This is a genomic window from Sodaliphilus sp. (assembly GCF_045598405.1).
GTDB classification, from domain to species: Bacteria; Bacteroidota; Bacteroidia; order Bacteroidales; family Muribaculaceae; genus Sodaliphilus; species Sodaliphilus limicaballi.
The window spans coordinates 1-25784 of record NZ_JAZLLZ010000021.1 but is presented as its reverse complement, the minus strand read 5'-3'; the positions used below and the strand labels follow the sequence as shown (position 1 = coordinate 25784).

At 45.5% G+C, this 25784-nt stretch carries 17 protein-coding genes; 11 read left to right on the top strand and 6 right to left on the bottom strand.

Annotation, left to right across the window (positions count from 1 at the left end):
• The 10 genes from ACKI3C_RS02135 (at window position 1) to lpdA (ending at window position 16124) form a co-directional block, all read left to right on the top strand.
• Window positions 1-1860 carry a YgiQ family radical SAM protein gene (locus tag ACKI3C_RS02135; RefSeq protein ID WP_407401572.1) on the top strand — a complete coding sequence of 620 codons (1860 nt, stop codon included), beginning with the start codon at window positions 1-3 and terminating at the stop codon, window positions 1858-1860.
• A 36-nt stretch (window positions 1861-1896) separates the two neighbouring features.
• Window positions 1897-4887: a WYL domain-containing protein gene (locus ACKI3C_RS02130; RefSeq protein WP_407401570.1), complete on the top strand. Its 2991-nt coding sequence runs from the start codon at window positions 1897-1899 to the stop codon at window positions 4885-4887.
• Between the two features lie 100 nt (window positions 4888-4987).
• Window positions 4988-7132, top strand: a complete 2145-nt coding sequence (locus ACKI3C_RS02125) for a S9 family peptidase (RefSeq protein WP_407401568.1) — start codon at window positions 4988-4990, stop codon at window positions 7130-7132.
• A gap of 78 nt (window positions 7133-7210) precedes the next feature.
• On the top strand, window positions 7211-9217 hold the full coding sequence (locus tag ACKI3C_RS02120; RefSeq protein WP_407401566.1) for a glycerophosphodiester phosphodiesterase family protein: 2007 nt from the start codon (window positions 7211-7213) through the stop codon (window positions 9215-9217).
• 127 nt (window positions 9218-9344) lie between these two features.
• On the top strand, window positions 9345-10319 hold the full coding sequence (locus ACKI3C_RS02115; RefSeq protein ID WP_407401564.1) for a lipoate--protein ligase: 975 nt from the start codon (window positions 9345-9347) through the stop codon (window positions 10317-10319).
• Window positions 10320-10326: 7 nt separating this feature from the next.
• The gene (gene gcvT / locus ACKI3C_RS02110; RefSeq protein WP_407401562.1) at window positions 10327-11418 is read left to right on the top strand and encodes a glycine cleavage system aminomethyltransferase GcvT; all 1092 of its coding nucleotides are present in this window, start codon (window positions 10327-10329) and stop codon (window positions 11416-11418) included.
• Window positions 11419-11461: 43 nt separating this feature from the next.
• Window positions 11462-11842 carry a glycine cleavage system protein GcvH gene (gene gcvH / locus ACKI3C_RS02105; RefSeq protein ID WP_407401560.1) on the top strand — a complete coding sequence of 127 codons (381 nt, stop codon included), beginning with the start codon at window positions 11462-11464 and terminating at the stop codon, window positions 11840-11842.
• A gap of 35 nt (window positions 11843-11877) precedes the next feature.
• Window positions 11878-13221, top strand: a complete 1344-nt coding sequence (gene gcvPA / locus ACKI3C_RS02100; RefSeq protein ID WP_407401558.1) for an aminomethyl-transferring glycine dehydrogenase subunit GcvPA — start codon at window positions 11878-11880, stop codon at window positions 13219-13221.
• A gap of 19 nt (window positions 13222-13240) precedes the next feature.
• Complete coding sequence (gene gcvPB / locus ACKI3C_RS02095) at window positions 13241-14719, top strand: aminomethyl-transferring glycine dehydrogenase subunit GcvPB (RefSeq protein ID WP_407401556.1); 1479 nt, start codon at window positions 13241-13243, stop codon at window positions 14717-14719.
• A gap of 61 nt (window positions 14720-14780) precedes the next feature.
• Window positions 14781-16124, top strand: coding sequence for a dihydrolipoyl dehydrogenase (gene lpdA / locus ACKI3C_RS02090; protein WP_407401554.1), 1344 nt, complete (start codon window positions 14781-14783; stop codon window positions 16122-16124).
• A 68-nt stretch (window positions 16125-16192) separates the two neighbouring features.
• Here the strand turns inward: lpdA and trxB are convergent, their stop codons facing one another.
• Genes trxB through dxs form a run of 6 tightly spaced genes read right to left on the bottom strand, consistent with a single transcriptional unit; the run spans window position 16193 to window position 25027 of the window.
• Window positions 16193-17122: a thioredoxin-disulfide reductase gene (gene trxB, locus ACKI3C_RS02085; RefSeq protein ID WP_407401552.1), complete on the bottom strand. Its 930-nt coding sequence runs from the start codon at window positions 17120-17122 to the stop codon at window positions 16193-16195.
• 10 nt (window positions 17123-17132) lie between these two features.
• Entirely contained in the window at window positions 17133-17732 is a 600-nt protein-coding gene (locus ACKI3C_RS02080; RefSeq protein ID WP_407401550.1) for a LolA family protein, read from the bottom strand.
• Between the two features lie 30 nt (window positions 17733-17762).
• Window positions 17763-20252 (bottom strand): DNA translocase FtsK 4TM domain-containing protein, encoded by a 2490-nt coding sequence (locus tag ACKI3C_RS02075; RefSeq protein WP_407401548.1) that lies wholly within the window; start codon window positions 20250-20252, stop codon window positions 17763-17765.
• Between the two features lie 35 nt (window positions 20253-20287).
• A complete protein-coding gene (locus tag ACKI3C_RS02070) occupies window positions 20288-21745 on the bottom strand; it encodes a TrkH family potassium uptake protein (RefSeq protein ID WP_407401614.1) in 1458 nt (485 codons plus the stop codon).
• Window positions 21746-21780: 35 nt separating this feature from the next.
• Window positions 21781-23112 carry a Trk system potassium transporter TrkA gene (gene trkA / locus ACKI3C_RS02065; RefSeq protein WP_407401546.1) on the bottom strand — a complete coding sequence of 444 codons (1332 nt, stop codon included), beginning with the start codon at window positions 23110-23112 and terminating at the stop codon, window positions 21781-21783.
• Between the two features lie 13 nt (window positions 23113-23125).
• Window positions 23126-25027, bottom strand: a complete 1902-nt coding sequence (dxs, locus tag ACKI3C_RS02060) for a 1-deoxy-D-xylulose-5-phosphate synthase (RefSeq protein WP_407401612.1) — start codon at window positions 25025-25027, stop codon at window positions 23126-23128.
• Window positions 25028-25322: 295 nt separating this feature from the next.
• Here dxs and crcB point away from each other — a divergent pair, with 295 nt between their 5' ends.
• Window positions 25323-25709 carry a fluoride efflux transporter CrcB gene (crcB, locus tag ACKI3C_RS02055; protein ID WP_407401544.1) on the top strand — a complete coding sequence of 129 codons (387 nt, stop codon included), beginning with the start codon at window positions 25323-25325 and terminating at the stop codon, window positions 25707-25709.
• Window positions 25710-25784: the final 75 nt, after the last annotated feature.

Genomic DNA, 25784 nt, shown 5'->3' with positions numbered 1-25784 from the left:
ATGGCCAAACAAGACAAGCAACCACCTAAACGAAGCAACCGCGTCGAGGGACAATGGCTTCCTACGACAAAAAAAGAAATAGAGCACCTGGGATGGGACCACATTGATGTGATTCTGTTTACAGGCGATGCTTATATCGACCATCCCTCTATGGGTGCGGCAGTGATAGGACGCACGCTCGAAGCGCATGGCTACAACGTGGCCATCGTGCCACAGCCCAACTGGCGCGACGACCTGCGTGATTTCAAGAAACTAGGCAAGCCTCGCTTGTTCTTCGGTGTGAGCGCCGGCGCAATGGATTCAATGGTAAATCACTACACAGCCAACCGTCGCAGGCGCAGCGACGATGCCTACACCCCCGACGCGCGAGCCGGTGCACGTCCCGACTACCCTACTATTGTATATAGCAAAATACTCAAAGAGATATGGTCCGGTGTTCCCATTGTGGCTGGCGGCATCGAAGCTTCATTGAGGCGCCTTGCCCACTACGACTACTGGCAAGATGCACTGCGCCCTTCTATCATGGCCGACGCGCCTGTCGATATCATCACTTATGGCATGGGCGAACTGGCAACCATCACTATTGCTGATGCCTTGCGTGACGGAGCAAGCATCGAGAGTTTGACCGATGTGCCACAAACAGTTGTTCGCAGGCCAGTGAAGGAAATACCAGGCAAGACCGATGACAATAATGTCGTGATGCATTCATTCGAAGATTGCCTTGCCTCGAAACGCGATCACGCCGAAAACTTCAAAAACATTGAAATCGAAAGCAACAAGTGGCACGGACGCACCATGTGGCAAAAAACAGGAAACATGGCAATAAAAGTCAACCCCATGAATCCACCCATGACAAGCGAGCAGATTGACGCCTCGTTTGACCTTCCTTACACACGCCTGCCACACCCTCGTTACAAAGGCAAGCGAATACCTGCCTATGAAATGATTAGGCACTCGGTGAACTTGCACCGCGGTTGCTTCGGCGGATGTGCATTCTGCACCATCAGCGCGCACCAAGGCAAGTTCATTGCCTCACGCAGCAAGAAATCAATCATGGCCGAAGTCAAGAAGGTGACGCAAATGGAAGACTTCAAGGGGTATATAAGCGACTTGGGAGGCCCTAGCGCTAACATGTACGGCATGCATGGGCATGATTTGGAACGGTGCTCTAAATGCACACGTCCGTCATGCCTCCACCCCAAGCCTTGCAGTAACCTCAATAACGACCACAGCAAGTTGCTCGACATCTATCACAGCGTTGACGCCTTGCCGCAAGTGAAGAAGTCATTCATAGGCAGTGGCGTTAGGTATGACTTGTCTATGCACAAGAGCGGAAACCCCGAGGTAGATAAGATCAATGCACAATACAACGAAGAGCTAATACGCTTCCATGTGTCAGGACGACTCAAAGTTGCCCCAGAGCACACCAGCGACGAAGTGCTGAATGTGATGCGTAAGCCTTCATTTGAACTGTTCCGCAGGTTCAAAGCGATATTTGACAAGGTGAACGGCAAGTACGGGCTGAAACAACAGCTTATACCCTATTTCATCTCGTCACATCCCGGATGCCAAGAATGCGACATGGCCGAACTTGCCGTGCTCACGCGCGAACTTGATTTCCATTTAGAGCAAGTTCAAGACTTCACCCCCACTCCCATGACAGTCTCAACCGAAGCGTTCTACACCGGCCTGCACCCTTACACGCTTCAACCCATTTTTTCAGCCCGTAATAAAGAAGAGAAACTGGCGCAACGCCGTTACTTCTTCTGGTATGATAGCAAATACAAGCGTGAAATACTGCAAGCACTACGCCGCATGCGCCGCCAAGACCTCATCAAGCGACTTTATCCCAAAGGATAAACATTATTAATCAAAACAATTAACCGAGATTACATTATGGTACAACCCGATTTCTGGCTTCAAGTAAAAAATGAATATGTAGAAGAGAATTTTGAACAACTACTACATTATCTGCATTACTTCAACTTGAATTTAAGCCCTGACGATTTGAGCTTTAAGACTTCAAGTGAAGCGCTGCATAATGTAGCCGACAAATATTTAAGCCTCATCGACAAGGGAAACATCTGTGTCGATGTGCTACAAATGTGGGAAGACCCCGATAAAGTGATACGCATGATCGCGGCACACCTTCTCACATCGCACAAAAGAGGCATTAATGACACTAATACATTAGCGAGATTGGCTCATGTTTTGATACTAATAGAACACAATGACAAGGTTGTAGTAAGACTTCAAGAAATTATTGTCAACTGCATGGTTAACAAACGAATTGGCGACTATAATTTTACATGGACTAATCTGGAGCCAGAGACGTGGTATAGACAACAATTTGTACAAATGCTATGTGGAACCACATTTGAAAATGATGCTGATAATAATATTTATTTCTATGAGAAAAACGGACTAGTAATTTATGACTGCAACAAACTCAATCTCTCACACATCAACAAATCACAATACCAGAAACAAAACCAGCAAAACAAATGGTCCGTTTGCCCGACGATACAGATAACTGGCGACAAGAAGCATATATCCGCTGACTATGATAATATCAAAGACGCCATCGAATCTCGAAAGTTCCTGGCAAGCGCATGCTCTAATTTCTCTCCGTCGCCCAAGACTGTTATCAAAGAATATCAGCCCGATAGTTGGATAACCGTACAGATTGTTGACAAAACATCATTCAACATGACGTTAGAAACCATTCAACCCGAATATGAAAAGATAAGATGCACCATTGGTTTTGACCATCAGCAATACAAATTTACCAGAGATTTCTTTTTCAATGCTTTTGAAAAAGGAGAGCAGATAACTGTTTTATATACAGGTAATCAGGAAGATCCTTTTGATCTTGATGGCAGCTTTGCCCAAAACTACCAAGACTTAGCCGAAGACAGCCTGCAAACCCGCACTTATGCTGTGTATGATAGCAATTATGCCGTGGGCAACGGCTTTGTGGGCACTCGATGGATTACTGAAAAAGGAATCATAGTGAGCATCAAGGATCCTATAACCGATGATGCGCAAAACGCAATCGACAATCATCTGCCCTTAAAAATTGAAGTGGCAGAATCACGCATGTCTAACGACAAATTTGTCACTAACGGGCATTTCCTGCAAGAATATGATAGCGAAGTGAAACAATTTGACCCCAATTTTGTCGAGAAAGCCCATAAAAGCCTGATAAGGGATTTCGTGAATCAAACAGAAACCATTGAGGTAAAACAATCTGACATAAAAAAAGACATGGCTATTGACGCGCAATATATCACAATGCTGTCGCATGCTATATATTATTCGTCAGCTCATGCAACTACAACGCTAGAACGATATGCACATATCACTGCAGCGCAAATGCTTGCCACTATGGCAAACAATACTTTTGACAAATTAGTTATTGAGCATGAAGCGTCGTATTTAGAAAACTTAATAAAATTCGCTCAAAACGAAGACAACGGATTCCTCTCGCTCACACATCCCGCCGAGTTGGACGGACTTGGATTTGTGACACAAAAAGAATCAATTATCGATAAACTCACCCAATACAAGCAATCAACACCCGAGACTATGCTCGCAATGTCATTTGAAAATGACCTAGATGTGGTATCTGATTTGGTTGACGCGTCCAATACCTTGCAGTCCAAGAATATAAGCATACATGAACTGAATCGCATTAAGAAAACGATTGCTACTAAACTCAAGGTAGATGACATGTTTGTCACACCCAACGACAAGCACACTTATTACGGTGAAGAGAGCGACACTCTCGAGTTCAAGTCATCAATAGTGTTCCCGCCAAAGAACATAGCAATACCCGAGGGTTTCCAACCTCACGATGTGCAAATATGGGAGATATTGAAGCCCATTTGCGGTTTCCTGAACTCAACCTCTGGTGGCGAACTGCTCATAGGAGTGACCGATGACGGATATCCAAAATCATTAAATGACGACCTTGATTATCTTTTCTCACAACATCTTATCAGCGAAAAGACGATGGACAAACTTCGCCTCTACCTGATGTATAAACTTGACAAAGCATTCTGCGATGACACTGGTTCTATCAAAGGAAATGACATCACTGCTACTCGCATCAATTATCTGATAGAGAACAATGATGATGGCATAAGCATCTTGCGTGTTCAAGTAAAGCCCTATGAATACGGTACAGTCAAGTTTATAGACCGACCACAGTTTGTCGCTCGCAGTTATGTGAGAAAAAGCGGATCAACGATCAAAATGTCCGACGAAATAAAGCGTGAGATTTTTGAGAAAAAGGTGAACACCCCCAATGGCACCGAGAACGAAAAAATTATCCGACTCCAACAGGCAATCAAGGAGAGTAAAACCGTGATTCTGAAACAATATAGCTCGTCGAGAGGAACACGAGACCGCAGGGTTGAGCCTTATGAATTGAGACTTAACAGGAATGCTGTGATATGTGTTGATGTAACCGAAGCCAAAAAGGCAAAGGTAAAGGAATTTTTGATCTCGCGATGCAGCGAAATAATTGTCCAAAATAACAAGTGGACTAATGTTAAGAAGCACAAACATAATCTTGAAATAGACATATTCGGATTCTTGGCCGATGCCAACACCAGCGACAAGACTTTTGATATTGAAATGAAAATGACGGACTATGCCGCTAACCTGTTGAAAGAGAAATATCTCACAATGGAACAATATGAATGCATAAAAAGGGATAAAAATGCAACCGATTTTCCGTGCACATTGAGCGTCACAGTGTTCAACCTTGCAGGTCCGGCGCAATTCTTCATTGGCCTTGCCGAACATATCAGAATTGTCAAAGGTGACAAACTGAAAGAATATATAAAAGATTACGTGAACTCTAATCTTACCGACATCTAAAAACACAGGTTTATTCCCTGCACCTCAATTATATTATAAATTTCTTTTGTAATTCAAGTAAAAGAATTAATTTTGTAAAGTAATAAAATAATAATAGAATATGAATTCATTAATTAAAGCAACTGTTATGGCATCAGTAGTAGCATTGCTGTCATCGGCAGGATGTAACGAAAACAACGACGCTGGCAATCAAGCTAGCGGCGAGAATGTTCAAAAACAAGAGTTTACGCCCGAAGTACTCAATCAATTCGGCAGAGTAAGCGGTGCGCAAGTATCGCCCGACGGAAAGAAGGTTCTCTTCGCCGTAAACCAAATTGACATTGAAGCCAACAAAGGAAACAACGACCTGTGGGTGATGGACATTGATGGCCAGAACGCCAAGCAAATCACCGAAACTCCCCGCAGCGAGGGTAACGCAGTGTGGATTGACGGAGGCAATAAAATCGCATTCACTTACTGCGAAGACAAGGAAGGCGCAGTGACACAAGTGTGGGTGATGAATGCCGACGGCAGCGGACGCAAGTGCGTTTCGTCAATGGAAAAAGATGTTGAAGGTTTCACTTTCTCTCCTGACGAAAAGAAGATTGTGATTGTTTCAACCGTTAAGTATGGTAAAGACATCACCGATCATCATCCCGACATGGACAAGAGCAATGCACGCATCATTGACGACCTGATGTATCGTCACTGGAATGAGTGGACAGCCGAGATTCCTCACCCCTTCGTCGGCACTTTCGACGGTTCCAAAGTAAGCGATGTAAAGGATGTACTTGAAGGAACACAATTCGAGTCACCCATGCGTCCCTGGGGCGGAGTTGAACAACTTGCCTGGACCCCCGACAGCAAGAAACTCATATATGTGTGCCGCAAGAAAGTGGGCAAGGAATATGCACTGTCAACTAATAGCGACCTCTATGTATATGATACCGAGGCAAATAAGACAACCGACAACCTCACCGAGGGAATGATGGGCTACGACAACAATCCCGTCGTTTCCAAGAGCGGAAAGATTGCTTGGCTGTCAATGGAACATGATGGTTATGAGGCCGACAAGAACCGCATTTTCATGATGGATAAACTGGGAGGCGAAAAGGTTGATCTCACGGCTAACTGGGATTACTCTGTTGACGCAATCGCTTGGTCGCCCGACGAGAAATTCATCTACTTCATCTGTCCGTTCCAGGGCACATGCCCCATCTTCCGCATGGATGTTGCAACACAGAAGGTTGACACCATCGCAGCAGGTCAATATGACTACGACGGCATCAACTTTGCCGACAACAACACGCTTGTGACCATGCGTCACTCGTTCCTTGCTCCCAACGAAGTGTTTGCTTTCCAGGTGGGACAAGAACCCAAGCAGCTGACCAATGTCAACACCCAACTGCTTGCTTCGCTCGACGAGGTTAAGTGCGAGAAAGTCATCGTCAAGGCTACCGACGGCAAGGACATCACCACTTGGGTGCTCCTGCCTCCTGGATTTGACAAGAACAAGAAATATCCGTCTATTTTCTTCTGCGAAGGCGGTCCCCAGTCACCTGTGAGCCAATTCTGGAGTTATCGCTGGAACCTCCGCATCATGGCAAACCACGGTTATGTAGTCATTGCTCCCAACCGTCGCGGTCTTCCCGGTTTCGGCACAGAGTGGAATGCACAGATTTCGGGCGACTACGCAGGACAATGCATGAAGGACTACCTCAGCGTTACCGACTATATGAAGGAGCAACCCTACATCGACGGCGACCACATGGGTTGCGTCGGCGCAAGCTTCGGCGGCTATTCAGTTTACTGGCTTGCTGGCAATCACAACAAACGCTATGCTTGCTTCCTTTCGCACGCAGGTATTTTCGACTTGCGAGCACAATATCTCGAAACCGAAGAGATGTGGTTCGTCAACTGGGACCTCGGCGGCGCGCCTTGGGAGAAAGATAATGCTGTGGCTCAAAAATCATTCAGCCAAGCAGACCCCAAGAACTATGTGCAGAACTGGGACACCCCCATCATGGTCACAACAGGCGAGAACGACTTCCGCATCGCTTACACGCAGACCATGCAAGCATTCAATGCAGCAAAACTCATGGGAGTTCCCACCCACATGGTGCTCTATCCCGACGAATGCCACTGGGTTACAAAACCCCAAAACTCAATCGTATGGCAGCGTGAGTTCTTCAAGTGGATGGACAAATGGCTAATGCCTGACAAGAAGGAAAACAAGGAAACTAAAGAAGACAAAACCGAAAAATAACTAATAGTTGTAGGGGATAGACCGTCTATCCCCTACTCTTTTCAATAAACCTTTCATAAACCAATTAACTACTACAAAATGAAAAAGATTACTTTACTACTGCTCAGTGCAGTCATTGCTTTCCAAGCAAGTGCATGGAAACCAATCTTTGTGGGACACCGCGGTTGCAACAAGGGTGTAGAGAACACAGTAGAAGCCTATCGCAACGGTGTAGATGTTTACCATTATGCTGGTCTTGAATGTGACGTGCGTGTCACTATCGACGGCCAGTATGTGATCAGCCATGACGAGACAACTAACCGTGTGGGCGGAAACCTCACTGTTGCAAATGCGACATTGGAACAACTCAAAGCAGAGACTTACTCGCAAACACGCAGCGGTGTAACATATTCTGGCACAATGTGCACCATCGCCGAGTATCTCGACGTGTGCAACGAAAAGGGCGTATTCCCCGTTATCGAACTCAAATGGACCACTGGCATCAACAATAACGACATGAGCAAATTCCCCGGTCTTGCAGCACTTATTGAGGAAAAAGGACTCACCGATAAAGCAGTGATTCTCACTTCAATGAAAAACTCACTTGAGTATGTGCGCACCAACTACCCCAAATTGCAATGCCAATTCTTGTGTAATGCCAACTGGGCAAGCAACTTCGACTGGATTGTAAAGTGGAAACTCATCCCCAGCATTGAAGCTGGATGTTTTGACAAATACACAGTAAAGAAATTCCACGACGCCGGACTTCCTGTTGCCATGTGGACCGTTGATTCTAAAGCCAACTACCAAGCTTACGGCGAAATGGGTGTTTACATGATGACATGCAATTCTCTAGTCCCCAACGATATGCCCGACCTCAAAGACATTGATTGGGAATCAATCGTTGAACCGCTCGATGCCCTCAAGGTTACAGTTGAGCCTATTTTCGAATACACAATGGCAAACAACAACCTTCCCGCTAATTTCCCGTCAGGCGTTGCTGGTGCTTCAAAATACGCATCGGCGCAACAGGCAGCAATCACCTCTGACGGACTTTGCTATGCCAACAATTACACTACTAGCCAACTCATACTTATCACTCCCGAAGGCACTATTGCAGAACTCCCCGGCACCACAAGCCACGGCATCTGCTTTGACGACGCCGAGAACCTAATCCAGCGCAACGACGGTGTGACAAAGAATCCCGGCACTCTTCTTGTATATCCTGGTTGTGACCTCACTTCTACCCCTATCGAAATCAAATTCACAACTCCCGAGCAAGGACAGACCAACTTCATCACTGCAAGCGGTGACATCATGTCAACAGAGGGCGGTTATGTGTATTTGTTCCAGAATGCACTCACCTATGTTACTGTAATCTATATCGCAGAGGGCAAAGTAGTTGACGTCACAAAGACTAGCGGAGTGTCTTTTGCAAGTTCTACTGCCGGCATGATATTCCCTATTGACGGAACACCCAGCAAGTTTATCTACCAAGTGCGTAACCAGGGCTACAACCTGTTCAATGGCGAGGACAAGGGCAAGTATGTCCCCGGTTCTCTAAATACAACACAGCCCAACAGCAACTCTTCGGTAGGTGGAGCTTACTTTACTCTCGAAGGCCACGAAATGTTCCTTTACACCAGCGGCACAAACTACAACGGCGGTTTCTCTGTGCGCGACATGAGCGCTAATGCGGAACCCATTGCTAATGTCGCTCCGCTGGGTTCTGGTGGTTACAGCGCTAATCCTTCTTGCGGGTCATTCTTCCGCGTAGTACCCGAAGGCAATAGTTCTGTGCTCGTTTACGACTACACAATGGGTAACGGATATGCTTGCTACCGCATTCACACCGAGAACTTCACAGCAGTGAAAGACCTCAACTCAACAGTTTCAAGCATTGACGTCAATACAACAGTAGGCTCTATCAATATTAAAGCTGATAAGGGTATCAACACGGTTAACGTTTTTGACCTTGCAGGCAAACTGGTTTCAACAACTAATGCAACAGGAAACAACGACGTTACTATCAACAGCAGTAATCTTGCTAATGGCATTTACATTGTCAATGTTGACGGTGCTAGCCGCAAAGTGATTATAAAATAATCATTACTCTCAAAATTTGGAGCAATTAAATTTCTCAATTCAAGATATTTTCAGTAAATTTGCATTGTGTAGGAGACCTGAATTTTGTAGGTCATACGCAAAACTAACAAACTGAAAGAATAACTTGATGAAATATTTGAGATTGCCCGATAACCAGTCGCATATTCTTCCATTCTATCTTGCAATGGAGGAATATGCGACTTGCATTATAGGTGAGGACGATCTCTTCTTCATGTGGCAAGTCAACCCCACTGTAATCTTCGGGAGAAACCAGGTAATACAAAACGAAGTCAATCTTGACTATTGCGATGCCAACGGCATAGAATATTATCGCCGCAAGAGCGGAGGAGGTTGCGTGTTTGCCGACATGAACAACATCATGTTCAGTTACATAACTCGAAGCGATAATGTCACACTGACATTCTCCCGCTATACTACGGCGGTCGTTGAGATGCTCAAACTACTAGGACTTAATGCCAGTGACAATTCTCGCAACGACATTATGATTGACGGATGCAAGGTAAGCGGCAACGCATTCTACCACATGCCCGGATTCAGCATAGTGCACGGGACCATGCTTTACGACACCGACCGCCAGCACATGGCAAATGCCATTACCCCTTCCAAACAGAAATTGGAATCAAAAGGAGTGAAAAGCGTGGAAAGCCGCATCACCACCCTATCCCAACACATAGGCCTCAACATAGAGGATTTCAAGAAGCATGTGCGCAGCACCATGTGTGATGGAGAGATTGAAATAAGCGACAATGATGTGCAACAAATTGACAACATCATGCAAGGCTATCTCACACCAGAGTTTATTTTAGGTAACAATCCGCGATGCAACACCACCCGCAAGCAGCACATCGGTGGCGTGGGTGAAATTGAAGTGAGATTTCAACTTGTTCACAACATCATCAACAACATGAACATAACAGGAGACTTTTTCCTGCTTGGCGACATCGACCACCTTGTAGTTGACCGGCTCAATGGCACTCCTTATACACGGCAAGCCATTGAGAATGCAATCAAGCACATCGACATGTCGCAAATCATCATGAACTTGACTAATAAACAATTTATTAACCTTTTATACAACTAAAAGATTTATGGCAGACGAGAAAAAAACATGTCTATATGACAAGCACGTGGCTCTGGGTGCATTAATGAGTCCCTTCGCCGGATTTAACATGCCCATTCAATACAAAGGCATAGTTGAAGAGCATAATGCTGTTCGCAACCAGGTGGGTGTGTTCGACGTTTCACACATGGGCGAAGTTGAGATCACCGGTCCCGAGGCCGAGAAGTTTGTCAACTATATTTTCACAAACGATATCAAGGATGCTCCTCTGGGCAAGATCTACTATGGCATGATGCTTTACCCCGACGGAGGCACTGTGGATGACTTGCTGGTTTATAAGGTTGCCGAAAACGACTTTTTCCTTGTTATCAATGCTGGTAACATCGACAAGGATGTGGCATGGATCAATGAACATGCAGCACAGTTTGACGTGAAAGTTGACCACCAGAGCGACTACTACGGACAGCTCGCAGTTCAAGGTCCCGAGAGTGAAAAGGCTCTTCTCGACATTCTCAGGATTGATGCTACCGACCTCGTGTTTTATACTTTCAAAAAGTTGGAATACGACGGTGAAACAATCATCGTAAGCCGCACAGGTTACACCGGCGAGGATGGCTTTGAAATTTATGCAAGCCACACTGCTATCAACAAGATGTGGGATCTTTTAGTCGAAGCTGGTGTGCAGCCATGCGGACTGGGTTGTCGCGACACTTTACGTTTTGAGGTGGGTCTGCCCCTTTATGGCGACGAACTCACTGCCGAGATCTCTCCCATAATGGCTACTTTGAGCATCTTTGTGAAACTCGACAAGGAAGACTTTATTGGCAAAGAGGCTTGTGCTAAACAGAAGGAAGAAGGCAGTGCCAAGAAACTTGTAGGCCTTGAACTTAAAGACAAAGCTATCGCTCGCCATGGATATGAGGTGATGCAAGGCGACAAGGTAGTGGGCTATATCACCACAGGTTATCGCGGCATCTCTGTAGAAAAGAGTCTTGCTTTTGCACTGGTTGACCGTGAGGCAGGCACTCTGGGCAACGAACTCAATGTGAAGATTCGCAAGAAAGTTTTCCCCGCAGAGGTCGTAAAGAAACGTTTCTACAAAAAAAGTTATAAGAAATAATAACAGATAACGAATTAATAACATCAAAACAAAAATAAGTATTATGAGTAAGATTCTTGAAGGACTCTACTACAGCGAGTCACACGAGTATGTAAAAGTTGAAGGTAACATTGGTTTCATCGGCATCACCGACTATGCTCAGCACGAACTTGGTAACGTTGTCTATGTAGATGTTCCTGAAGTTGACGACGAAGTAACTGCAGGTGAGGAATTCGGAGCAGTGGAAAGCGTGAAGGCAGCAAGCGACCTCATGTCGCCCGTGAGCGGTACTGTTATCGAAGTCAACGAGGCACTCGAGGACGAGCCCGGCCTTGTTAACAAGGATGCTTTCGAAAACTGGATTATCAAAGTTGAGATCAGCGACCTTGGCGAACTTGACAACCTCATGACTGCCGAGGCTTACAAAGCATTCATCGGCGAATAAATTAATTCCTGTACATTGCTTAACTTGAATTAAGTATGAATTACAAATATTTCCCGCACACCGACGAGGACATTAAATCAATGCTCGACAAGTGTGGTCTCAAGAGCCTTGAGGATCTCTATGAAGATATACCTGGCGAACTTGTGCTGCACCGCGACTATGAGTTGCCCGAGGAGATGAGTGAAGTTGAGGTGCGTAAGATGTTTGACGAACTGGGCGAATACAACCAAACGCTTAACTGCTTCATCGGCGCTGGCGTTTACAACCATTACAGCCCTGCTGTAATCAACGCTATATTAAGCCGAAGCGAGTTCCTCACTTCTTACACCCCCTATCAGGCTGAAATCTCACAAGGTACACTCCAGTACATCTTTGAGTACCAGAGCATGATGGCAGCACTTACAGGTATGGAAGTGAGCAATGCGTCAATGTATGACGGCACTACTGCTACCGCCGAAGCCATGATGATGGCAGTCGCCAATGCAAAGAAACGCAACAAGGTGCTCATCAGCGACACGATGAACCCCATCGTCACTCGCGTTGTCGAGACCTATGCCAAATTCCACGGCATCGTCGTAGAGCACATTGCCGCTGTCGATGGTGTCACCTCTCGCGAGGACTTTGAAAACAAGGTTTCACAAGGTGATGTCGCTGGCGTTATTGTAGCTGCACCCAATTTCTACGGCATCGTGGAAGACTACACTGGTTGGGCCGATACTTGCCACGACAACAAAGCTTTGTTCATCATGAACTGCAATGCCAGTGCCCTGGGAGTGATCAAGACTCCGGGCGAATGGGGCGCTGACGTGGCAGTGGGCGATGGCCAGAGCCTTGGCATCCCCATGAACTTTGGCGGTCCTTATGTGGGTTATCTGTGCACTAGCAAGAAACTCATACGCAAGATGCCAGGTCGCATCGTAGGTGCTACCAAGGATATGGACGGCAAACGCACTTTCGTGCTCACATTGCAAGCCCGCGAGCAGCACATACGTCGTGAGAAAGCAACTAGCAATATCTGCTCTAATCAGAGTCTCATGGCACTTTATGTAACCATCTACATGGCTCTCATGGGCAAACAAGGACTTAAAGAAGTAAATGCCTTGAGTTATAGCAACGCTCACTATCTTGCCGACGAGCTGTGTAAACTCGACGATTTCGAACTTGCATATCCAGGCAAGCCGTTCTTGCATGAATTTGCAGTGAAATACAAGGGCGAAAACATCAACGAGTTACTTGACACCATGCTTGATGCTGGCATCCAGTTTGGTCTCAAGATCGATGACCACACTCTGCTTCTCTGCGCAACAGAGACTTTAAGCAAGGATGACATCGACGATGCAGTATGCATTTGTGAAGGATTTCAAAATATTGACAAATAATTTAGGAGGATAATAGACTATGAACAACGTGTATTACGGAAAACTCATATTTGAGTTGTCAAAGGAAGGACGATGTGGATATTCTCTTCCTAAAAACGAATTGGGTCAATACAAACTCGAGGATATGCCTGCACATCTCATGCGTGACGAGGCACCAGCCTTGCCCCAGGTTGACGAACTCACTGTAGTGCGTCATTACACCAACATGAGCAACAACAACTTTGGCGTTGACACAGGTTTCTACCCCTTGGGATCTTGCACAATGAAGTACAACCCCAAGATCAACGAGGAGATGTGCAACCATCATGCTTTTACTGGCCTGCACCCTCTTCAAGATCCTAGCACTGTCCAAGGTGCACTTGAAGTTTACTCTAACCTGCAATACTCTCTTGCTGAAATCTCTGGATTGAGCGAATTCACCCTCACCCCGTTCGCAGGTGCTCACGGCGAGCTCACAGGTCTCATGGTGATGAAGAGTTATCACTTGAGCCGTGGCGATGAAAAGCGCACCAAGGTTATTATCCCCGACAGCGCCCACGGCACAAATCCCGCGAGCGCAGCCGTGTGTGGGTTTAATGTTGTTGTCGTTAAGAGCCGTCCCGACGGCACAGTCGATGTGGAAGACTTGCGTCCTCTGCTTGACGACACTATTGCCGGCATGATGATGACTAATCCCAACACACTTGGTATTTTCGAGCACAACATCGCTGAAATTGCACAACTCGTGCACGAAGCAGGCGGTCTAATGTACTACGACGGAGCAAACCTCAACCCCATGCTGGGTATGTGTCGCCCCGGTGATTTGGGATTTGACATTATGCACATCAACCTCCACAAGACGTTCTCTACTCCCCATGGCGGAGGCGGCCCTGGTTCAGGTCCCGTAGGCGTGCGTGAAGGTCTTGAACAATTCTTGCCCAATCCTCGTGTCGTTGCCGACGAAGAAACAATGTCGTTCAAGGTCGTGAGCAACGACGAGTCTCTTGGTTCGGTTTCAGGTTTCCTTGGCAACTTCGGAGTAATCATGCGTGCTTATGCTTACATCCTTACCCTTGGCAAAGAAAACCTACGTATGGTTGGACCGCTCGCAACACTCAATGCTAATTATATCAAGGAATGTCTCAAAGATTGCTACGAACTTCCCATAGAAGGCGTGTGCAAGCACGAGTTTGTATTTGACGGACTGAAGGATAAATCCACAGAAGTCACTACACTCGACGTAGCCAAACGCCTGCTCGACTATGGCTATCATGCACCCACAATTTATTTCCCGCTTCTTTTCCATCAGGCCCTCATGATTGAGCCCACCGAGAATGAGAGCAAGGAAACACTCGACGGGTTCATTGAAGTCATGAGAACAATAGCTCGTGAAGCAAGCGAAACTCCCGAATTAGTCAAGACAGCACCCCACAACACTCCCGTGCGCCGTCTCGACGACACTCTGGCAGCTCTACATCCCGTTGTGACTTATACAGAATTGGTTGCCGATAACCAATAATATGGCATAAAATTTACTTGGGGCGGAAATCATTGTTTCGCCCCATAATTTTTTTTAGAAAATGAAAAGTGATATTATCATCATAGGTGCAGGACCTGGCGGTTATGAAATGGCCGCCGATGCAGCCCAACAGGGACTACAGGTCACTATTATTGAAAAAAATCACCCTGGCGGAACATGTCTTAACCGTGGTTGCATTCCCACCAAAGCATTATGCCGCAATGCCGAGGTTGTAAACCTGCTCAAAGAAGCGGAACAGTGGGGAGTAAAGGTTGACAACCTTTCACTTGACTATAGCATCGCCCACGCCAGGAAAGATACAGTAGTCACACAGCTGCGCGAAGGCGTAGCTATGCTCATGAAACAACCGGGTATCAATTATGTGACCGGAGAAGCAACTATCATTGATGCACACACGGTCGAAGCAAATGGCGAGAAGTATATTGCCGATAACATAGTGATTGCAACCGGTTCAGCTCCACGAGGTTTGCCCATCGAAGGCGCCGAATTATCTATAACAAGCGACGATGTGCTGGAAATGAGCGAATTACCCAAGAGCCTTTGCATCGTGGGCGGAGGTGTCATCGGCATGGAGTTTGCTGCAATATTCAATAGTTTTGGTGTTGAAGTATCTGTCATTGAATTCTGCAAAGAAATTCTTCCTCCATTTGACAAAGACATTGCAAAACGACTGAAGACAGTGCTCTCCAAACGTGGCATAAACATCATGACTCAGGCAGCAGTTAATGGCATTCACAAAAACGACGAAGGATTGCTCGAAATAACATTTGAGCAGAAAGGAAAATCCAAATCAGTCATTGCCGAGCAAGTTCTGATGTCGGTTGGACGCAAGCCCGTAATTCCCAACGGAGCAGAAGAGGCAGGCATAAAAGTGGGTCGCCGTGGCATCGAAGTCGATTCACACATGATGACATCAGTTAATGGCATCTATGCCATAGGCGATGTCAATGGACTGTGCATGCTGGCTCATGCTGCAACCGCACAAGGATTTAAGGCATTGCATCACATGACGGGCAAGCAAGAAAACATCAATCTTGATATAGTGCCTAGTGCCGTATTCACTACTCCTGAACTATCTATGGTGGGACTCACCGAGGACCAATGCACCGAGCGTGAAATGAATGTAGTGGTAAAAAAATCATTTTTCCGTAGCAATGGCAAAGCTGTATCAATGGGAGAAACCGACGGTTTAGTGAAAATGATAGTTGAAGCCGACTCACGCAAGGTTGTTGGCTGCCACATTTGCGGTCCACACGCTGCCGATTTGATTCAGGAAGTCGTCACGGCAATGCAATGTGAGGCGACAGTTGACACACTTGCTACCGCTATCCACGGCCACCCCACCCTTAGCGAAGTGATCATGGCAACGGCAAAGCAATTCTAGTAAAAAGTAATCCCTTACATTCCTTTTGATTGGATGTAAGGGATTATTCTATCCTACAAATCTAACTGTTACTGATTATTCAAGAAGTGCTCCACATCAAGCGCGGCACGGCATCCAGTACCAGCAGCAGCTATTGCCTGGCGATAACGAGGATTGGCAACATCACCGGCGGCAAATACGCCATTAACACTTGTGGCAGTTGAATCTTTATCAGTGACAATATATCCTTGCTCATCAAGTTCTAATTGTCCCGCAAGAAATGAAGTATTGGGCTTATGGCCTATCGCAAGAAAGAAACCATTGATAGCAATATCACGCACTTGCTCATTTTCAGTTCCTTTATTAATAATGAGATGAGCGCCATCAAGTCCGTCCTCACCAAATAGTCCTGTTGTATTGGCATTGAAAATCAATTCAATGTTCTCACGCTCGGCTACACGTTTCTGCATTGCCGACTGTGCGCGAAGGTGGTCTTTACGCACAATCATATATACCTTACGGCACAAGTTGCTCAAATATGTAGCCTCTTCACATGCAGTGTCGCCACCGCCCACTACGGCAACATCACGCTTGCGATAGAAAAAACCGTCGCATGTAGCACATGCCGAGACACCCTGGCCTGCATACTTATTCTCATCAGGTAGTCCCAAATATCTAGCCGATGCACCAGTTGCGATGATAACGCTATCGGCCTCAACACTGGTTTCGTCGTCTAGCAATGCGACAAATGGACGCTTTGCCAAATCTATTGTCTTCACTGATGCCGATTTAACATCAGCACCCACATTAATTGCCTGCTGACGCATGTTTTGCATCAACTCAAATCCGTCAATTCCCGAAGGGAATCCCGGGAAATTTTCAATCATTGTAGTGGTAGTGAGCTGTCCACCGGGTTGATGTCCCTCGACAAGCAGATTAGAGATACCTGCACGAGACACATAGATTGCAGCTGTATATCCGGCAGGACCTGAACCTATTATCAAACACTTAACTTTCATAACCACATAATTATCTTAAATCTACAACTTGCGTTCCGGCAGGCACCATCGATGCATCATACTGGAATGTTGACTCCGGCACACTGACTTTTGTCTTATAGTTACTCATCGTGATTGTAAACGATGTACCGTCATTCATCTGAAAATTGGCAGAATGAAGTAAGTTTGACCCATTGCTTATATACAGGTAAACTTTCTTAATGTCACTTTTCGACTTGGGTTGAAGCATAATCGCATACTTGTCAGAAACCTGACCAGCCGCCTTCCACATGTTATACCCCTTTTTGAACCCTTGAGCAGCAGCAACAGGATTAGTCATTTGAAGTTCTTGTGGAGTGGGCGTGGTAATATTCACTTCATGAGTTGCTACCGAGTAGATCCATTGGGTATTGCCGTCATACCATGTCTTCACGTCCTTTGAAAGCATTCTAAATTTTTTGCCATTCACAACGACAGTCCCTTTCATGGCACCCTGATCCGATTTCAGCATATAATCAGCAGTGACAGTGCCTTTTAAAGCGTTCACTGCCTTATCAAGCATCTGTTGAGGAGTTTGAGCCGATACACTCATTGACACAAATGCTAACAATATAAATAAAATCTTCTTCATATCATTATGACTAAATAATTGCGATAAAGTTTAAAGAGTAGAAAGCAACCCCTCGGCATCAGCAGGCGAGATCAACACCTTGCGTGGTTTTCCGCCAGTTGCAGGTCCCACAATACCAGCGGCCTCCATCTGATCCATGATACGTCCGGCACGGTTGTAACCTATCTCATAACGGCGTTGCAGTGACGAGGTAGATGCCACATCACCCTGCACAATATATCTCACAGCTTCCTCGAAGAGCGGATCACGGTCTTTCAAGCTAGAAGCATCGCCTCCACCTCCGTTGTTCTCGGTCTCACCCACATATTCGGGCAAGTAGAACGGGTGTTCATGCTCAATGTTGCGGTCGTTTTCCTCTTGTTCACGTATGAAATCGCAAATGTCAACGATTTCCTTTGTGTCAATGAACGGGCATTGCAGACGGGTTGTTTCACCGTTAACCGAGAACAGCATGTCACCACGTCCTATCAAACGATGTGCACCAGGAGCATCAAGAATGATACGGCTATCAGTAGAGCTAGAAACTGCAAAAGCAACGCGGCCAGGGAAGTTAGCCCTAATCAAACCAGTTACAACCTGCACCGACGGACGTTGTGTAGCAATAATCATGTGAATACCCACTGCACGAGCCTTCTGGGCAATGCGAATGATAGGAGTCTCAACCTCCTTGCCAGCAGTCATCATCATGTCGCTGAACTCATCGATGATTGCAACAATGTAGGGCATGTAAGGATATTTCTTATCGCCATGTCCGTCTCTCTCGTTGCGCAATCCTTGGCGCCACTTTGCATTGTAGTCTTCAACGGTGCGAACCTTGACTTCTTCTAACACCTCATAACGATTTTCCATTTCTTGAACAAGGCAGTTAAGCACTTTCACCACCTTATCAGTTTGAGTGACGATAGCACGGTCCTCGTCTTCGGGTTTTGCGAAGAAGTATTTTTCAAGATCAGCATATACACTGAACTCGACTCGCTTGGGGTCAACAAGAACAAACTTCAACTCCGAGGGTCCCTTACTATAAAGAAGCGATGTGATAATAGCATTCAAACCCACAGACTTTCCCTTACCAGTGGCACCTGCGACGAGCAAGTGCGGCATCTTTGTCAAGTCGGCAACAAACACCTCGTTGGTCACTGTGCAACCGAGGCACATGGGCAGTTTGCATTTAGTTTCCTGGAACTTTTTAGAGGCAAGAACTTGACGCATGGGCACCACCTGGGGATCACGGTTAGGAACCTCGATGCCGATAGTTCCACGTCCGGGCATGGGAGCAATAATGCGAATGCCCAGAGCGGCAAGACTCAATGCAATGTCGTCCTCAAGGTTCCTGATTTTAGAAACCTTCACACCGTCTTCAGGAATAATCTCGAATAGTGTGACAGTTGGTCCCACATGAACATCAATATGCTTGATCTGGATACCATAGTGCCCCAGGGTCTCAATAATGCGGTTCTTATTGCTTTCTTGCTCCTCAACATCGACACGGTCAACGCTCATCGTGCGATTCTCAAGAAGGTCGAGTGACGGGAATTTATAATGTATATACTCACCCGTTGGGTCGTTAGGGTTACTCACCTCGCCCGACTCAATACCAGCCATGACAGCAGGCTCCGATGAAGCCTGCACTTGTGGTTGCTCTTGTTTTTTCTTCTCAACCTTTTTCTTTTCAGGTTTCTTGCCCATAAAAGGGAACGAAGTTTTTTCTTCGTCCTCCTGTTTCGAAGTTTTTTCAGGTTGTGATTCTACGGCATATTGACGACGACCAATAACCTCATCAAGCGATTCAACGTTTTGCTCTGCTGCATTTTCGTCCACATCATCTCCGTCAAATTTCTTGCGATTGATCACTTCCTTGGTTTTAGTGTATATCAGCATTATCGTCTTGTAACAAAGCATTCCCCATATCACTAAAAGAATAATATTAACAGCGATCATACCGATATAGCCGATAGCGCCAATGAGCCACTTGTTGGTATAATATCCAAATGCACCGCCCAGGTGGAAGAATGAATAATCAATGCCATAGGTCAAGGCTCCTATTAATATTGAGAATGTGATGGTGCTAAATATACTCATCAGAGTATATGAGAAAAAATGCACTTTTTCATTGCGAAATAATCTTGCTGCTATCACGATGCTCCAAATCACAAGAATCACAGCAGCCACTCCCACGCCATTAGCAATGATGTGGTCGCTTGCCCATGCTCCGACAGCAGCACCCAGATTGCTGATCTGGTCGGGTTGCTGGGCATTTTCTACGATATCATAATTTGACACCATGTTCTGGTCGGCTATGCCTGCTCCGGCAAAGAACGACACAAATGAAATCAACAGGTAAATAGCAAACAAGGCTAGAATAATGCCAAGTACTATGCGTGTGCGTGCACTGCTAAAGAAAACCGAGATGCGATTGATAAAAGTCAATTTGCCTTCCTGGTCGTTCTTTCCACTTCCACTAGGCGCACCTTTACCTTTCTTTGCATTGGTAATGTTAGGATTGTAGGTTTCGTTATTCATATTGGTTATTATTTTATAAAATTCAAATTATTATTCTAGTCTTTCACCCAGAAACTACGAGAGAACACCACAAGCACAGTGAACAGCTCGAGGCGTCCAATCATCATCTCAAAGGCCAGAACCCATTTAGCAAGATCGGGCAAGCATGCAAACTTATCTTCACCACCAGTGAGTTCACCGTATCCAAATCCAATGTTGCTGATAGCCGACATTGAATTAAAGAATGCGTCAAACGCAGGCATACCCAGCACAGTCAGCAATAATGCAACCGCCACAATGATAAGCACATATAATGCCAGGAATGCCAACACTTTGTCGGCAACACTGCGAGGAACCGCTTTTTTGTCAATGCGTACCGAAGTCACTGCATTGGGATTAATTACCTTATATAGTTCATTAAGCACGTTCTTAAACAACACTACAAAACGGTCAAGTTTTGCTCCGCCTGATGTCGAACCAGCCATGCCGCCGAAGAACATCAATATGAGCAACAAGAAAAAGATAAACTGACCATGTTCCTCGTAATCAATAGTTGAAAAACCGGTAGAAGTAATGGCCGAAATCGTGTCAAACACTGAATATAAAACCCGGTCGGACCCGGTGTCGCAAAAGTGCATATATTCCACACGCGCAAAGATAGCAATAGCACCCACGCAGATGACACCTATATACCACCTGAATATCACACTCCTCAACATCGGTTTGAAAGTATGATCCACAAACAAGCCATAAAGTATCGAGAAATTCACGCCGCACAAGAGCATAAACACAATGATGACAATATCGGAATAATAGTCATGCCAGTAAAACAACCCGGCATTCTTTGTAGAGAATCCGCCAGTCGAAACTGTGCTCAACGTGTGACACAATGAGTCAAACCAATCCATGGGTCCAAACAATAGTAATAAAAACATCACTAATGTCATAACTATATAAATCACCCATAAACTCATGGCCGTTTGGTTCACACGAGGGCGGATACGCTCATGGGTTATGCCTGTCACCTCACTGCTGAACAAAGTAACACCACCACGATAATTCAGCATGGGCAGCACAGCAAGCGTGAAGAGAATGATTCCCATACCGCCTATCCACTGACTGAGCGAACGCCAGAACAATATGCCCTTTGGCAATGCTTCTATATCTTTCACCACCGATGCTCCGGTTGTTGTAAAACCCGACATGGTTTCAAAGAACGCATCAGTTATTGTTGTGTGCGTAGATGCTATAAGCAACGGCAACATACCGAAAAACGAGAATACCACCCACACCATTGAAGTGAGAAGGATGCCCTCTCGCTTACGCATGGCCATGTTTCTAGTGCTACGACGCAAACCATAAGTCAATGCAAGACCGGAAACAAGTGTCAAAGCTGCTGTTTTCAAGAATGCGAGCGCAACATCAGTCTCACTATAAATAAATGACACTATTGCAGGCAGTGCTATGAAAACGCTTTCTATCAGAAGAAGCCATCCCAGCACCCTCAGTATCATTAAGTAGTTTATGCTATATGCAATCCCGCTCTTTTTCATCCAAATATCTTTTCTATTTTATGAATACCACCAAGCAAACAGAACACAACCACATGGTCGCCGGCTTCAAACTGCGTGTCACCTGTGACAAGATAACCCTCACCATTACGCACCAGGCCGGCTATGGTGATACCCTGTGCCAGTTTCAAGTCCTTCACTTGGGCACGAGTGACCTTTGATCCAGGTTTCACCACTAGTTCGGCAACCTCTGCATCGGCAAGGGCAAGACTCTTTGCATTATCCACATCGCTATCCAGCATAATTTGGAAAATACGACTTGACGCAAGCAATTTCTTGTTGATAATCAATCCGATATTCAGAGCTTCAGCTTCATTGAAATATCTCAAATTCTCAACCTGGGCTATTGTTTTCTTGATTCCATGTTCCTTGGCCATCATGCAACCCAGGATGTTTGCCTCCGACGTTTCGGTGAGAGCAATAAACACATCATAACTTGCAATACCTTCTTCTTCAAGGAAATCAGAATCTCTGGGGTCGCCATTCACAATCGAGCAGTTAGGATAGCGGTCGGCAAGTTGCTGACAACGTTCTGCATCTGGTTCAAGTATCTTAAACCTGTAACGCGACGGAGCCTGGCTCACTAGCTGTTCTGTTATCTCACCGCCTCCCATCACCAATATGCGATCGACATCGACTGGCGTTTTTCCGCACACTTCCATCACATCGATGATGTGCTCATGTGTAGTAGCAATGTAAGCGATATCGTTTTCCCTGATATAGTCAGATCCACTAGGTATAATCGTCTCGCGATTTCGCTTTATAGCAGAGATGTGCATGATGTGAGACACATCACTCAAATCTTTGAGTTGATTGCCCACCAACGACGAATTTGCCCTAATCTTTACACCAACGACAATCAATTCGCCATCAAACAGTTCAAACCAGTTGCGCACCCATGTGCGTTTCAAGGCACTAGTCATCTCCTGTGCTGCAAGATATTCCGGGTAAATCAAGTGATCGATGCCACGAGACACGAAAAATGCTTTGTTTTCTTTATTAAGATAACTTGAATTGTCAATTCTTGCAACGGTCTTCTTTGCTCCCGCGTTCTTGGCAAGAGAGCATGCAAGAATGTTGCGAGCCTCATAGGGGGTTACAGCAATAAACAGGTCGGCCCTTGAAACACCCACATTATTCAAATCTTCAAACGAAGTCGCACTACCGTAGTAAGTCATGAGGTTATATTCCAGCAAGGAATTAAGACGGCGTTCGTCATTATCCATGATGATAATATCCTGGTTCTCATCACTTAACATTTTAGCCAAGTGTGTTCCCACCTCACCTGCTCCTGCAATAACAATTTTCATCAGTCGCTAATATCTATTTTTCTAAAATTGTTAATATATAGTTATAAATCGATTCGACATCAATGCCACAAATCTTCTGTTGCTGTGGTACTGTGCCTTGATCTATGAACTCATCTTTAATTCCGAGGCGTGTGAGCTCACAGTCGTTTTTACCTTGTGCCATTACCTCGGCAACAGCACTGCCCAAACCACCCATCACAGTGCCATCTTCCACTGTAATGATATGGTGATGTGTCGCAATCATCTCTTTAACGAGTTCTACGTCAAGCGGTTTAAGGTAAACCATGTCGCAATGGCTCACCTTAACATTTTTCTCTGTTTCCAATCGGTCAAGAGCTTTAATCACATTATTGCCTATATGCCCCAGACTCAAAACAGCTACCTTCTCACCGCGACGCAGCACCTTACCTTTACCCACAGTCATTTCTTTCATGGGGCTACACCAATCAACCATCACGCCATTACCACGCGGATACCTGATAGCAAATGGTCCCTTACCGTCGAGCTGTGATGTGTACATGAGGTTGCGCAAGTCATGTTCGTTTATAGGAGCCGACACCACTATGCCAGGAATACAACGCAGATAAGCCAAGTCAAACATGCCATGGTGAGTCACTCCGTCCTCACCCACAAGTCCTCCACGGTCAATGCAGAACGTGACAGGTAGTCCTGCAATAGCCACGTCATGGATGATTTCATCATATCCTCGTTGCAAGAACGAACTATAAATGGCTACAAACGGGCGTTTCCCTTCCTTGGCCAGTCCGCCAGCAAATGTCACAGCATGTCCTTCGCTGATACCCACGTCAAAGGTGCGTTTAGGGTAAACCTTTTGCAACATTGACATTGACGTTCCTCCAGGCATAGCGGCTGTAATGCCCACGATGTTATCATTCTTTTTTGCCAGTTCAACAAGAGTGTGACCGAAAACATCTTGATACTTCAATGGTTTGCCTTCGCCCGATGATTTCACACGTTCACCCGTAAGTTTGTCAAATTTACCTGGGGCATGCCATGTAGTGGGGTCTTTTTCAGCAGCTTTATACCCCTTTCCTTTAATAGTGTGGAGGTGAAGGATTTTAGGACCTTTCATTTCTATGACATCCTTCAATGTCTTCACCATTCTCACCACATCGTGACCGTCAAAAGGACCAAAGTATCTAATATTCAAGCCCTCAAAAATATTTTGTTGGCCTGTGAGCATAGATTTCATTGCATTGTTAAACCTCAGCATTATCCCCTTGCCGCTATCCCCAATCATGCCATGACGACGCATGAATGTATATATCTTATATCGCAGGTTATTATAACGCTTCGATGTCGATAAGTTGGTGATGTAGTTGCTCAATGCACCCACAGGGCGATCAATGGACATGTCATTGTCGTTAAGGATAATAAGCAAGTTATTCTCCTGCATCGCGGCATTGTTTAGGCCCTCAAAAGCAAGACCGCCGCTTATAGAAGCATCGCCTATCACAGCCACAACTTTTCGGTCAACATCCTTGCAAAGTTCGCTCGCAATAGACATACCCAAACCTGCCGATATAGAATTAGATGCATGTCCAGCAATGAAAGTGTCATATTCGCTTTCGTTGGGATTGGGGAACCCGCTCAGCCCGCCCATAGTGCGGTTTTGGCTAAACATGTCACGCCGTCCGGTAATGATCTTGTGAGCATAAGCCTGATGTCCCACGTCCCACACAATGCGGTCATTAGGCGTGTCAAGCACATAATGCAGCGCAACGACAATCTCAACAGCCCCCATACTCGAAGCAAAGTGGCCTGGGTTGGTCGACAACTCATGGATCATGAAATTGCGCAACTCATTGCACACAGCAGGAAGCTGTTCCACACGAAGTTTCTTCAAGTCGGCCGGGCTGTCTATGCCCGACAACAAAGGGAAATTATTTTTTATATAATCCTTTTCGGTCATACTATTACATTTACTTTTAAACACAGGGTAACAAAAAGCAAGCAACAAACTGAATTTCACCAGATTATTAAACTCGCCTATCCATTAAGACAACATGAAACAATGCTTCTATCACGCAAAGGCTAAAAACACCAATCAATGCAGTCTCAAACCGCTCGGACTTTTTGTGCCCTATAATATGCAAATTTACGATTTTTTTTGCAATTATTTGCCTATTTATTCATTAAAGTTATTAACCATTCGCTCTTTTTTGTAACTTTGCAAAAAAGTTATTTTCATGTTTAAGGAATTTTTAATAGTCGGTGCAGGAAGTTTCATGGGAGGAGGGCTACGGTTCCTTGTCTCTAAACTTGCCGCGTCATGCATTTCCTCGTTAATTTTTCCCTACGGCACATTCACGGTCAACATCGTGGGATGCTTGCTCATAGGGATATTGTCAAGCATGCAGTGGACGCACGGAATCATGAACGACAGCACCAAACTCCTAGCCATCACAGGCTTCTGCGGAGGTTTCACCACTTTTTCCACGTTTATCAACGAGAGCGGAATGCTATTGAAAAACGACGGCTTCTTATGGGCCGCTGGTTATATTGTATTTAGCGTGACTATTGGCTTTCTAGCTCTTGTTCTAGGACAATACATAGGCAAACACTTATCATTATGATTGACCAGATTTTAGAATTTAACGAACGGTTTGTCGAGAAACGCGAATACGAAAAGTTTCTTGCTACCAAGTACC

Bases quoted from the DNA above. Each gene is read 5' to 3' on its own strand.
- ACKI3C_RS02135 (WP_407401572.1), top strand. From the start codon at position 1: ATGGCCAAACAAGACAAGCAACCACCTAAACGAAGCAACCGCGTCGAG.
- ACKI3C_RS02130 (WP_407401570.1), top strand. From the start codon at position 1,897: ATGGTACAACCCGATTTCTGGCTTCAAGTAAAAAATGAATATGTAGAA.
- ACKI3C_RS02125 (WP_407401568.1), top strand. From the start codon at position 4,988: ATGAATTCATTAATTAAAGCAACTGTTATGGCATCAGTAGTAGCATTG.
- ACKI3C_RS02120 (WP_407401566.1), top strand. From the start codon at position 7,211: ATGAAAAAGATTACTTTACTACTGCTCAGTGCAGTCATTGCTTTCCAA.
- ACKI3C_RS02115 (WP_407401564.1), top strand. From the start codon at position 9,345: ATGAAATATTTGAGATTGCCCGATAACCAGTCGCATATTCTTCCATTC.
- gcvT (WP_407401562.1), top strand. From the start codon at position 10,327: ATGGCAGACGAGAAAAAAACATGTCTATATGACAAGCACGTGGCTCTG.
- gcvH (WP_407401560.1), top strand. From the start codon at position 11,462: ATGAGTAAGATTCTTGAAGGACTCTACTACAGCGAGTCACACGAGTAT.
- gcvPA (WP_407401558.1), top strand. From the start codon at position 11,878: ATGAATTACAAATATTTCCCGCACACCGACGAGGACATTAAATCAATG.
- gcvPB (WP_407401556.1), top strand. From the start codon at position 13,241: ATGAACAACGTGTATTACGGAAAACTCATATTTGAGTTGTCAAAGGAA.
- lpdA (WP_407401554.1), top strand. From the start codon at position 14,781: ATGAAAAGTGATATTATCATCATAGGTGCAGGACCTGGCGGTTATGAA.
- trxB (WP_407401552.1), bottom strand. From the start codon at position 17,122: ATGAAAGTTAAGTGTTTGATAATAGGTTCAGGTCCTGCCGGATATACA.
- ACKI3C_RS02080 (WP_407401550.1), bottom strand. From the start codon at position 17,732: ATGAAGAAGATTTTATTTATATTGTTAGCATTTGTGTCAATGAGTGTA.
- ACKI3C_RS02075 (WP_407401548.1), bottom strand. From the start codon at position 20,252: ATGAATAACGAAACCTACAATCCTAACATTACCAATGCAAAGAAAGGT.
- ACKI3C_RS02070 (WP_407401614.1), bottom strand. From the start codon at position 21,745: ATGATACTGAGGGTGCTGGGATGGCTTCTTCTGATAGAAAGCGTTTTC.
- trkA (WP_407401546.1), bottom strand. From the start codon at position 23,112: ATGAAAATTGTTATTGCAGGAGCAGGTGAGGTGGGAACACACTTGGCT.
- crcB (WP_407401544.1), top strand. From the start codon at position 25,323: ATGTTTAAGGAATTTTTAATAGTCGGTGCAGGAAGTTTCATGGGAGGA.